The sequence below is a fragment of the Alteromonas gracilis genome (assembly GCF_036870955.2).
Taxonomy (GTDB): domain Bacteria; phylum Pseudomonadota; class Gammaproteobacteria; order Enterobacterales; family Alteromonadaceae; genus Alteromonas; species Alteromonas gracilis_A.
This window is the reverse complement of sequence record NZ_CP145482.2, coordinates 4237065-4248181: the sequence shown is the minus strand read 5'-3', so window position 1 is coordinate 4248181 and position 11117 is coordinate 4237065. Positions and strand designations below refer to the sequence as shown.

General features: G+C 44.6%; 8 protein-coding genes and 2 pseudogenes. 7 read left to right on the top strand and 3 right to left on the bottom strand.

Annotation, left to right across the window (positions count from 1 at the left end):
* Window positions 1-67: 67 nt before the first annotated feature.
* The 5 genes and pseudogenes from glmU to V6N89_RS20420 all read left to right on the top strand — a co-directional run bounded on the left by glmU (window position 68) and on the right by V6N89_RS20420 (window position 6314).
* A complete protein-coding gene (gene glmU, locus V6N89_RS20440) occupies window positions 68-1429 on the top strand; it encodes a bifunctional UDP-N-acetylglucosamine diphosphorylase/glucosamine-1-phosphate N-acetyltransferase GlmU (RefSeq protein WP_338519210.1) in 1362 nt (453 codons plus the stop codon).
* Between the two features lie 114 nt (window positions 1430-1543).
* Window positions 1544-2569 (top strand): Gfo/Idh/MocA family oxidoreductase, encoded by a 1026-nt coding sequence (locus tag V6N89_RS20435; protein ID WP_338519209.1) that lies wholly within the window; start codon window positions 1544-1546, stop codon window positions 2567-2569.
* 156 nt (window positions 2570-2725) lie between these two features.
* A pseudogene (locus V6N89_RS20430) lies at window positions 2726-3509 on the top strand (DeoR/GlpR family DNA-binding transcription regulator).
* A gap of 2 nt (window positions 3510-3511) precedes the next feature.
* Window positions 3512-5346: pseudogene (gene glmS, locus V6N89_RS20425) on the top strand (glutamine--fructose-6-phosphate transaminase (isomerizing)).
* 191 nt (window positions 5347-5537) lie between these two features.
* A complete protein-coding gene (locus V6N89_RS20420; RefSeq protein WP_338519208.1) occupies window positions 5538-6314 on the top strand; it encodes a hypothetical protein in 777 nt (258 codons plus the stop codon).
* Between the two features lie 105 nt (window positions 6315-6419).
* On the opposite strand, the gene V6N89_RS20415 is transcribed toward V6N89_RS20420, so the two are convergent.
* Window positions 6420-6878, bottom strand: coding sequence for a GGDEF domain-containing protein (locus V6N89_RS20415; RefSeq protein WP_338520181.1), 459 nt, complete (start codon window positions 6876-6878; stop codon window positions 6420-6422).
* A gap of 13 nt (window positions 6879-6891) precedes the next feature.
* Here V6N89_RS20415 and V6N89_RS20410 point away from each other — a divergent pair, with 13 nt between their 5' ends.
* Complete coding sequence (locus tag V6N89_RS20410) at window positions 6892-7056, top strand: hypothetical protein (RefSeq protein ID WP_346993182.1); 165 nt, start codon at window positions 6892-6894, stop codon at window positions 7054-7056.
* 44 nt (window positions 7057-7100) lie between these two features.
* Here V6N89_RS20410 and V6N89_RS20405 read toward each other — a convergent pair whose 3' ends face one another.
* Window positions 7101-7532, bottom strand: coding sequence for a hypothetical protein (locus tag V6N89_RS20405; protein ID WP_338519206.1), 432 nt, complete (start codon window positions 7530-7532; stop codon window positions 7101-7103).
* 97 nt (window positions 7533-7629) lie between these two features.
* The gene (locus tag V6N89_RS20400; RefSeq protein ID WP_346993181.1) at window positions 7630-8940 is read right to left on the bottom strand and encodes a winged helix-turn-helix domain-containing protein; all 1311 of its coding nucleotides are present in this window, start codon (window positions 8938-8940) and stop codon (window positions 7630-7632) included.
* Between the two features lie 106 nt (window positions 8941-9046).
* On the opposite strand from V6N89_RS20400, the gene V6N89_RS20395 reads away from it, so the two are divergent.
* Window positions 9047-11077, top strand: a complete 2031-nt coding sequence (locus V6N89_RS20395) for a serine hydrolase (protein ID WP_338519204.1) — start codon at window positions 9047-9049, stop codon at window positions 11075-11077.
* The last annotated feature ends 40 nt before the right edge of the window (window positions 11078-11117 follow it).

The window sequence follows — 11117 nt, the reverse complement described above, 5'->3', positions numbered from 1 at the left end:
ATCAGTCCTTAGTTACACTACAAATTACTTATACTTATTTTATAGCTTTGCGATCTAAAGGAAACTTATGGCTTTTTCAGTCGTCATTCTTGCTGCGGGTAAGGGTACCCGCATGAAGTCATCGTTGCCAAAGGTGCTCCACAAAGTGGGGGGCGTACCTATGGTACAAAGAATCATTAATACCGTGCAGTCGTTAGGGGCTGAGAATATCCATTTGGTTTATGGTCACGGTGGCGACCAACTGAAAGCGTCAATTGCTGCGGACAACCTGAATTGGTGTTTACAAGCCGAACAATTGGGAACAGGCCATGCTGTCCAACAAGCGGTTCCTCATATCAATGACCAAGAAGATGTACTGGTACTGGTAGGAGATGCGCCGCTTATTCAAGAGCAAACGCTAAGTGCTCTTAAAGCGGTCAAAGCGCAATGCGACCTAGCCTTGTTGACAGTAGAGTTAGACGATCCTACCGGTATGGGACGCATTGTGCGCGAGAACGACAATATTACCGCGATAGTTGAGCATAAAGATGCCACTGACGCTCAGCGCGACATCAAAGAAATAAACACTGGAATGATGATGATGTCAGGCGCCGACCTAAAACGGTGGTTGGGAGATTTAAGCAATGATAATGCGCAGGGCGAGTACTATTTAACTGACGTAATTGCCATGGCTGCGTCAGAAGGTAAACGCATCCAATCTGCGCAACCTGAATCTGCGGTAGAAGTTGAAGGAGTTAATAACCGCCTTCAGCTTGCAAATCTCGAGCGAGCCCTTCAGCAGCGACAGGCAAATGCGCTGATGACAAACGGTGTCACACTTTTAGATCCGTCGCGTTTTGATTTGCGAGGTACGCTTGAAACAGGCAACGACATTGTTATCGACGTTAACGTGATTGTTGAAGGGGATGTCACAATTGGCAACAACGTGACCATTGGGGCTAATTGCATTTTACGCAACTGCACCATCGCGGATAATGCGGTCATTGAAGCAAATTCTATTATTGAAGATGCACAAGTTGGTGAAGCTTGTGTTGTTGGTCCCTATGCAAGGTTGCGCCCAGGCGCGGTGATGCACAAAAATGCCAAAGTGGGCAATTTTGTTGAAATGAAGAAAGCCGTGTTGGGAGAAGGGGCGAAAGCAAACCATTTAACTTACTTGGGTGATGCACAAGTGGGGGCAAATGCCAATATTGGCGCTGGTACCATTACGTGCAATTACGATGGCGTTAATAAGTCGAAAACCGTGATTGGCGAGAATGCTTTCATAGGCTCTAACTCTTCGTTAGTTGCGCCAGTATCGGTAGGTGATGGCGCAACGGTAGGCGCTGGTTCAGTCATTACTTCGGCGGTGGAAGATAATGCCCTTGCTGTAGCTCGCGGCAAGCAGCGCAACATTGCAAATTGGCCAAGACCAACTAAAAAGTCGTAGTTCGGGCGGTAGCAATAAAATAATGAAAGCGGGGCTTTGAAATTTTTCGTAGCCTCGCTTTTTTTTAGCTTAATGACTTTTCTAAAAGCTGTGGTGGCTTTACTAGAGGTGTATATGATTTCAACGCTACTTGTGGGTTTCGGCTTTTCTGCCAAGACATTCCACTTACCTTTTCTTTCGTTCCTACCAGATTTCAGTCTTGATGGGGTTGTGTCTTCAAAAAACGAAACGGTGCGCGCTGAACTTCCAGAAGCGAAAGTCTATTCCTCTCTTGAAGAAGCGCTTAGTACAGGCTTGTATGACTTGGTTGTGATCACAACGCCTAACCATTTACACGCTCACCAGGCCAAGCTTGCGCTAGAAAGCGGATGCCACGCACTAGTTGAAAAACCCTTTACCTTGAATGAGAGTGATGCACAGTCTTTGGTGCAGCTTGCAAATCAAAAAGAAAAGAAGCTTTGTGTTTATCATAACAGGCGTTTCGACGGTGATTTTCTGACTATCAAAAAGCTGATAAATGCAGGTGCTTTAGGCGATGTAAAACGGCTTGAAAGCCGCTTTGATCGTTTTCGTCCAATGCCGCGAAACCGCTGGCGCGAAAATGCAGGACCAGGTAGCGGGATTTTTTGGGATTTAGGCCCACACCTAATTGACCAAGCACTCCAACTTTTTGGGGCGCCAGAGGCGGTGTCAGCCGACATACTCACGCTAAGAGAAGGCGGCCAATCCGATGATTGTTTCGACGTCACACTGCATTATGCCGACAAGGTAGTTAAGCTTGGCAGTTCGGCCTTCCAAGGTGGGCCCACTCTTCGCTTTGATGTGCAAGGAACAAAAGCCAGCTATCGGAAGTTTCATTTAGACCCGCAAGAAGATCAGTTAAGAGCAGCGCTTCCACTTGATGACGCTCAGTGGGCGATAACGAAAGAAAAAGAACATGGCATGTTGGCTAACGAAACCTCACAAGACGTTGTTAAAACAGAGCGTGGGCAGTATCTAACGTTCTTTGCTCAGCTTGCGCTGGCTATTAATGAAGACGCCGATTTACCTGCAGATGCTGAGAGTGTTGTTGAGGTTATTCACGTCATCGAATTGGCTATTTCGGCGAGCGAGCAACAACAGAAGTTGATGTTAAAATAAACAAAAACCTTGAATTGGCTTACGCGATAACATAGTATGCTTTCAAAATATAAATAATAACTTTCGTTTTGAAAGTTATGGGTAAAAAATGCGTTAGCTACTACAAGCATCATCAGTAATAATGGCTATATCGTATTCACCTGCGGGGCGAGATATTTGAAAAGCAGTAAATCAGTAGATGATAGACGCCAAGCCATTGTTTCATGGATCAATGACAATGGGCACACCCAGGTTGAGGCGCTAGCGTCACGCTTTTCTACATCAGAAGTTACGATTAGAAAAGACCTTGCTGCGCTCGATGCGCAGGGTCTCATTATTCGCCAATTTGGCGGTGCGGTGCCCGCTGTACCCGCAACGTCGACATCTGAAATCTTGCCATTCCCTTCATCAGTCTCGCTGTCTCCAATTGGTGAATGTGCGGCATCCCTAGTTAAACCTGGCAGTAAACTTGTTATCGACTGTGGATCAACAACATCGACGCTGCTGCCATTTTTATCAAACATTAGTGGCTTGGTCGTCATGACGAATGCGCTTGCCACCGCTAACTACCTTACACAGTGTGAGAAAGAGCCTACGGTGTTAATGACCGAGTGGCACTTGGGATGCGCAGTCTCAATCTTTTCAAGGCGCCATGGCCGAGCAACTTGTCAGTGCCTATAGCTTTGATTTGGCCTTTATTGGTGCTGCGGGTATTGATGTGGACCGTGGTACAACAACATTTAATGAGCTAACTGGGGTGACGCGAGCTATGGCAGCAGCGGCCAGTAAAGTGGTTGTAATGGCGAGCTCAAAAAAACTAACGCATAAAATGCCAAACCTAGAGCTAGGTTGGAACACTATTTCGGTTTTGATCACTGATGACGGTATTAGTGAACAAGACAAACAACGTATTGAAAATCAGGGCGTCGCGGTTATCGTTGCTGCGCTCAATGGAGAATAACTATGTGTGGAATTGTAGGCGCTGTTGCCGAACGTAATGTGGTAGAAATTCTATTAGAAGGACTTAAACGCCTTGAGTATCGCGGCTATGACTCGGCTGGCGTAGCGCTTTTGCAGCAAGACGGCACGTTAAAACGCATTCGTCGCACGGGTAAAGTTCAAGAGCTTGCTGACGCTGTGGCGCAGGAAGAAGCGCTTGGCGGTACAGGCATTGCACACACGCGCTGGGCAACCCACGGTGGTGTAACCGAAGCCAATGCGCACCCACATTTCTCAACAGAGCGCGTAGCCGTTGTGCACAACGGTATTATCGAGAACTATGTCACGCTCAAAGCGCAGCTTGCTGAAAAAGGCTATACCTTTACCAGCGACACAGATACCGAGACCATTGCCCATACCGTTCACGAAGAATTAAAAACCTACAAATCTTTGCTTAATGCGGTTCAAAGCGCCGTAAAAACCTTCCATGGTGCCTACGGTACGGTGATTATGGATAAAGAAGATCCAAGTCGCGTTGTAGTTGCGCGTTCAGGCAGTCCACTTGTTATCGGTTTAGGTTTGGGTGAAAACTTTATCGCATCTGACCAAATGGCGCTTTTACCTGTAACTCGCCGCTTTATCTTTTTAGAAGAAGGTGATGTAGCCGAAATCACTCGTCGTGAAGTGAGCATTTTTGACAAAGACGGTGCGTCAGTTGAGCGTGAAATTATCGAGTCAAATGTAGAGCATGACGCGGGTGACAAAGCAGGCTATCGCCACTATATGCTCAAAGAGATTCACGAACAGCCAACAGTTGTGCGTAATGCGCTGCAAAATCGTGTTGACGAGAATGGGCTGGTGTCAGGGATCTTTGGCGACGGCGCGGCAGATATCTTTAGTAAAGTGAAACACGTACAAATTATTGCCTGTGGAACGAGCTACCATGCGGGCATGACAGCGCGCTATTGGCTAGAGCAATACGCTAACGTGTCGTGCAATGTAGAAATTGCGTCAGAGTTCCGTTATCGCAAATCAGTGGTGCACCCGAACAGCTTGCTTATAACAATTTCTCAGTCGGGCGAAACAGCTGATACTTTGGCAGCCCTTCGTCTAGCAAAAGAATTGGGCTACATGTCGAGCCTGACAATTTGCAACGTACCTGGTTCATCGTTGGTACGTGAATCTGATCTCGCCTTTATGACGCGCGCAGGAGCCGAAATTGGCGTGGCATCAACCAAAGCATTCACGACTCAGTTAACCGCATTTTTGATGCTGACACTGGCTTTGGGTGAGGAAAATGGTATGTCTGAAACAGACCGACGTGCCATTATCTCTGCGCTACATAGTCTGCCAGCGAAGCTTGAAGAAACGCTAGCCATTACAGGGGGCATTGAAGACCTTGCAGAAGAATTTGCTGACAAACACCACAGTTTGTTTTTAGGCCGAGGCGACCAATATCCAATTGCAATGGAAGGCGCGCTTAAGCTTAAGGAAATCTCTTATATTCATGCTGAGGCCTATGCATCAGGTGAACTTAAGCACGGTCCATTGGCGCTTATTGACGATGAAATGCTTAGGTAATTGTTGTAGCACCAAACAACGAGCTATTGGAAAAGCTTAAGTCTAACGTGGAAGAAGTGCGTGCTCGTGGTGGCATCATGTATGTGTTTGCTGATAAAGATGCAGCCTTTGAAGGTGATGAAACCATGCGCGTTATCGACGTACCGCACTGTGAAGAGCCTATTGCGCCAATTATTTACACATTGCCACTACAGCTATTGTCGTACTATGTTGCGCTTATTAAAGGCACCGATGTAGACCAGCCCCGTAACTTGGCTAAATCAGTAACGGTTGAGTAGATTTAAAACGAATACAGTGACGATTGTGGTTAAGTAACTTTCAAGTTTATAGAAACCACAACGTCACATTTGTTCACTAATCCCATTGCCTTTTTCTCGTCAAGGAGAATGACGAGCAGAGGCGATGCATTCACTGATACCGCAGATAATTTATTGTTTTGTAGTAGCAATTCATAAACGATGGATACGTAATGAGTTACAAAATGCCTAGAAAAGTATGCCAAATTACATCTAAATTGGTATGCATTGTTTTCTTCACAAAAGCCTTTAAAAAGTACTTTAAACACCTACTTTCTCTCATCGCCTTTTTTACATTTAGCGCGCAATCATCTGAGTTGGAAATTCACTACACTTTCGTGAAATCATCGAACTCGACATATTCTATCGTTGTAGACTACAACGTAGGAGACAAAACAACCTCGTATTTAACCCTCCCATTATCCTGGGCAAATGCAACTTCAGCTCATTTGGGCGTAAAGAATCTACAAGTTTTACCTTCGACTGTTGCGTCAACAAAAAATGGTAGTACCCAAATTGAGTTAACTCACATGCCGTTTCAAGATATACAAATTAGGTATGATTTAGAGCCAGTGGCGGCTAGCAGTTTAGATCCCACCAAAATTGGCTATACATTACCGATTATTCGAGACAGCTATTTCCATTGGGTTGGAATAACCTCCTTGGTTATGCCGTATTTGGACATTAGCTTTAAAGAGAAGATTAAAGTTCAAGTTCAAGCGAAAGGGTTCAGTGAGGAATTCCCGCTTTATGCAAGCCTAAAAAAACTTGAGGGAAGTTATGTTTTCGAAGGCTTGAACGTGAATTTTCTTCGATCAGTCTTTGTCGCAGGAGACTACCGGAAGCTTTATGATCAAAGCCCTAGTGGGCAAACTGTAGTGGATTTCGCGCAGAAATTTGGCGCATACAAAGCGTTTGTTCAAAGTAAAAACATACTTAAGCTCGATTAGCCCCCTCCCTTCCATGTATTGGCATGAGAACAAGTAATAAAAGTGTCGCAAGAGCGAATAACATAAATGATCTATTCATTTTGAAATACCGATATTGGTTTGGTTCTACGAATGCGTAGTGGCATCGTTCAATTGCATTTTTTCACTCGATTGCACGAATACTTCCGTTCTATTTCTTCCACATTTTTTTGCTTGATACAATGCTATATCTGCCGACTTAATCACATCTTCTAATCTGGCTTCTGGTATTCCGCAAACGATGCCAAAGCTCGATGTAATTGAAAATTCTTGCTTCTCATACACGATAGGCGAGTTGCTTAGCTTAGTTCGTGTTCGGTCAGCAATCTTTTTTGCCTCATCACCTTTTGCCTCCGGCAAGAAAATCAGGAATTCTTCACCGCCATACCTGCACACAACGTCATACTCCCTAACCTCGCTGTTGATGATGTCAGCAAAGTGTTTGATTGTCACATCACCCGCCTGGTGGCCATACGTATCATTAACATGCTTGAAGTGGTCTATGTCAGTCATTATTACAGATGCTTTACTTTTCTTACGCTTGATGAAAGAGATTTGCTTGTCAATCAGCTCAAACGCATACCTAAAAGACTTGAAGGTAGACTACCTAAAAATAGATGGAGTTTTCGTCAATAATATTTGTGAAGATGAATTAACGCTAAATAAGCTTGCTGAGATAGGAATTGACTACTTTCAGGGGTATCACGTTCACAAGCCCAGCTAGGTTGGAAATAGACGTGTTCGGGCACCCAAAAACGCCCAATTAGCTTATCGCTGTGATGCTAATTGTTTCGCAGTCTCGAACACCTCGTTAACGCTTTGGTGATAGTTAGCAACAATACGTTGAAACGTTTTATTGTCTGCAAGCGGAGCAAAATAAGGGGAATCTTGTAAATACCACCAATTTTGATTGAAGTCGCTCACCCACCCTTGAGCAATTGCCGTTTCCAGTTCAGACAGTGCTTCATTGGCTTTGCCTTGTAGCGCATATAGCGATGCTAAACGAATATCAGCTTCTTGACTGCCTGCGGAATAGCTAGCTAAAAGCTGCTGTTCGAGTTTGTCAAAAATGGCATTAGCGTCTTTTTTCTTCCCTGTTTGATTCAACAATGCGGCATATACACTCCATTTTTCAAACGACAAATGGTCAGGAAGTGGGGATGAAGAAGGTACCAACGCAAATTGATGCGTCAACGACATTGCGTCTTCATACTTCCCTAATTGCCAAAGAGCGTAAACAACAGATAGCTTAAATCTTTCATTGTCTGGGTAATCGCGTTGGCGCTGTAACAGAAGATCATAGCTTGTGTTTATATCTCCATTTGCGCTTAGCTATGGCTGCATGGGTGTATAAGTCATAAAAGTTAGGACGCTGGTCAAGCATTGGTTCAACTGTTTCCTCGGCGAGTTCAACCACTCCCAAACTCAAATAAAATAAGGCTAATGCATTGCGTTGGTGTCCAAGTAGCTTCGTTGGAAGTGGAGTTTCAAAGTGCCAGTTGGCCATTGCCGCCAAGCTCTGCTTGGTTAATTTTATGTAGCCTGCATTATTAGCCGGATGGTTACTTTTATTGTTAATAAGTTGGCGATATTGGGAAAAGCTGCGAAAGCCTTCTTGCACTTGTCCAAGCACCATTTTAATTGTGGCGATCTTACGATAAACATAAGGGCAATCTACACATTGTGTTTTAGCGAGTGAGGCTTGCTCGAGCGCATTTTTAATCTTTCCTTCTGCAAAAAGTATATCGCTGTAAGCCAAGCGTGCACTAGTTAGTACATCAGTAGCCTCAAATAAAGAATCGTCGATATGGTGTAATTGGTGTTTTGCATTGATAACCTCGATTAAGCGCTTGCCCGCGTCGCCAAGCTTGCTCTCAGACGCAATAGCAAAGGCTTTGTTACTCCAGAACTCACTGTCATCAGGAGCAAGTGCGGCCTTTCTTAAATAACTATAGGCTAATTCTATTTTGGGAATAACCCACTTGGGGTTTGCAGCAATAAGCAATTGCAGCCTTTCAATTGCCTGATCAATGCCGTCACTGTCGTCTCTATAAAGCTGATAACGTGCTAGTTTTATCTGTGTTGCGGCATCTTCATTGGGCGCTTGGTAACGCTTTTTACTACTCACAATAGCGGTAGTGGTACTTATCGCGATTATGAAAAAGAGAAACCCTAACATGCCCCTCTTTTTCTTTGGTTTGTTTCGATGCACAGGACTCTTTGGTGCAAACGAACTTGCCTCGTTATTGCCTGTAGGTTCTTCAATATCTGAAAATAATGGTGTAGCAGGAACCAACAGACGATAACCAACTTTAGATACGGTTTGGATATACGTTGGCTTGCTCGCTTTATCCCCAAGGGCTTTTCGCAGTTGCCCTACTAGGTTGTAAATAGCATTGTCGCCGACGATTTCTTTGGGCCAGATAGCTTGATTAAGCTCATCAAACGTTACGACTTGTTGTGCGTTTTTGCAAAGATAAACCAGCAAGGCCATTACTTTAGGCAGTAAAACAATATCACCTTGTTCACTGCTTACCACATTCTCTTTCACCTTTATTTTTAAGGGACCGAGCTGGTAGGCTTGGGCTGTATTATTGTCGTTTTCCATGGCTTATCAGCTGCTGTTAGAAAAATAATAGAATTTCTTAAGGACTTGTTTCGACTAACAATACTAGCATGCATTAACGAATTCAATTTTACGATGTAAGGACAACATGAAACATCCCATAATGTATCTTTTGGTACTGCTATTGCTGCCAATTTCTATTGCTTTTGCTGGTACTGATACGAGTTTTCGCTGCGCTAGTATTCATAATGCCGTTAAACCCTTTATTGAAAATGGGGTATTTGCTGGGAACCTGTCACTGTCTCAAAACGGTAAGGTGGTGTGCCGTGTAAGCGCAGATGTGCGCGCAAACGGTTATTCTATTCAAGCAATAAAGCGGGATGCTGTGTTTCCTGTAGCGTCATTGAGCAAGCCTATCGTGGCCAGCCTAATTCTCAAACTCCAAGAAGTAGGGGCGTTGTCGACAAAGGATACCCTAGCTAAGCATTTGCCTCATTTTGATGCGCCGTGGGCTGACAGTGTTACGTTGCACCATCTATTGTCAAACCGTTCAGGACTAGCCAATCATTTTGCACTACCTGAATGGCCTCAAGGTAAATACAAACAACCTATACCACACGAAACGCTGCTTAATGACATTGCAAAGATGACGTTGCTGCATGAGCCCGGATCAACGTATTTGTACTCCAATTTGGGCTATTTGTTATTGGGTGAAGTAATCAAGTCGGTGACGAATGTAAGCTTAAGTGAAAGCTTAGAAAAAGTGGTATTCGCGCCTTTAGGCATGACGCATTCGGGACTGTGGTCTGATGGAAAAGACAAAATCGTTAACGAGTATTTATGGGGGGCACACGGTGGTTGGAAAGCTAACACCTCACTCAATATGCAAGTATTTAACGCTGGTGCTGGTATTGTTTCCACATCCGATGATCTGCATCGCTTTGTCGATACCTTGCACCAAGGCAACTCTCTATCTACCCAAAGTAGGGCTGAAATGTTTGACGATGAGACGCCGTATGGATGGAACATAGATGACAAGCGTCTTGCTACAGGTGAAACACTGCGTGTTCATTACTACAACGGACAACTTCAAGGATACAGCAGCTTTATTTATTATGTTGTGGATAACAATATAAGCATTGCTTTACTTAACAATACATCAATGGGTTTTGAGCACAAACGGCTGTTAGTTGAAAGCGTGCTTGAAGCGTTTTTGGAGCAGGGTGCGGTTTTGGAAACGGGCTCCCATAATGAAACAAAATCACCGTTTCCTTCTCCGTCACTTCTACTCAATAAAGCGCTACTAGAACAGCGGTGGGACGAGACCTTTGACAGGTTATCAACGGTGTCCTTAGTGCAGCCGGAACAGGCTTTATTAGTCAACGACCTTGCTATGCAACTAAATTGGTCTGCACATGCCGACAAAGCTATTGACTTGTTTCAATGGCTGGTGAGGAGCTTTCCTTATCATGAAGGTTTGAAACAAAGGCTTGATAAAGCATGTGTACGAACGCCAAAAGCGAAACGTTGCAATAAGCCCGAAAGTGCCAATGTGGGTATGCAGGTATTGCCGTTTAAAGATGAGACAAGGCACGCGTGGCGAAACCAACTTGCCCGCCCTATGACTACGCACCTATTTTATCCGTCCGGCGAGGGCTGCGTAGAGCAAGTTACACTTGGTTCGTCTCAAGCGCCCGTCTTTAATGCAGGGCACGTCGTAAAAAATGGCACGCCACTATCGGGTAAGTATCCGCTTGTCATGATGTCTCATGGCACCGGAGGTTCTGCCCTTCAAATGTTGTGGCTTGCTGAAGCCTTGGTAAAACAAGGGTATGTAGTCGCTGCGGTCAACCATCATGGCAATACAGCTATTGAAGATATCAAATACCCAGAAGGTTTCTTGTTGTGGTGGGAGCGTGCCCACGACTTAGTATCGGTACAGGCTAAACTGGCTAATAGTCAGAATTGGAGTAAGTTGATTGATCACGAGCGAGTGGCTGTCATCGGTTTCAGTTTAGGGGGCTATACTGCACTTTCGGCACTAGGAGGCATTACTAACAAGGAGCAGTTTGATGCGTATTGTCAAAAGGCCACTAACGACTTCTCTTGTCAGCCTCAGCCAGAATTCCTAACGGTGCTTGATGCGTTTGAAAAGATAAAAAAAATGAACAGGTTTTAGCAAGCCAACAGCGCCAAAAAAAACGTTTTTTATTAGCAAA